The 532-nt window shown below is 79.5% G+C and carries 1 protein-coding gene; it reads left to right on the top strand.

The window, feature by feature from the left end:
* On the top strand, positions 1-532 hold a 532-nt coding region (locus tag ABFX54_RS56770), incomplete at both ends, for a hypothetical protein (RefSeq protein WP_346115639.1).

The following is a 532-nucleotide window of genomic DNA, read 5'->3' as shown; positions in this document are numbered from 1 at the left end:
CCGTCCGTCCCGTGACCGCGCTGCCCGGCCTCGGGGCCGGTACCGTGCCGACCGCCGTCCGCACCGGCACGGGACCGGCCGCTGCCGGTGCCGGCACCGGACTGACCGCCGTCGGTGCCTACACCGCGTCGCCGACCCTCCTGAGCGGCACCATGGCGGCCGCCGTCCGCACGGGCGCCACCGTCCGCCGGCCAGCCGCCGCCGTCGGTATGCGCGCCAGAACGCCCACGGCCGCGGCCACGGCCGAAATCGCCGTCGTCCGAACGACGGCTCCGACCGCCCGCACCCGCTCCGGGCTGACCATCACCAGCCGCCGACCAGCCACCGCCATCCGTCCCTGCGGCCTGCCGGCTTCCACTCTCCGTCCCAGCGGCCCGCCAGCCCCGGCCATCGGTCCCGGCAGCCCGCCCACCACCACCGTCCGTCCCGGCGGCCTGCCAGCCGCCGCCGTCCGTCCCGGCAGCCCAGCGACCACCGCCGTCCGTCCCGTGACCGCGCTGCCCGGCCTCGGGGCCGGTACCGTGCCGACCGC

The organism is Nonomuraea maheshkhaliensis (assembly GCF_039529435.1).
GTDB classification, from domain to species: Bacteria; Actinomycetota; Actinomycetes; order Streptosporangiales; family Streptosporangiaceae; genus Nonomuraea; species Nonomuraea maheshkhaliensis.
Note: the sequence above shows the minus strand (reverse complement) of the source record. Positions and strands in the feature narration are given on the sequence as shown.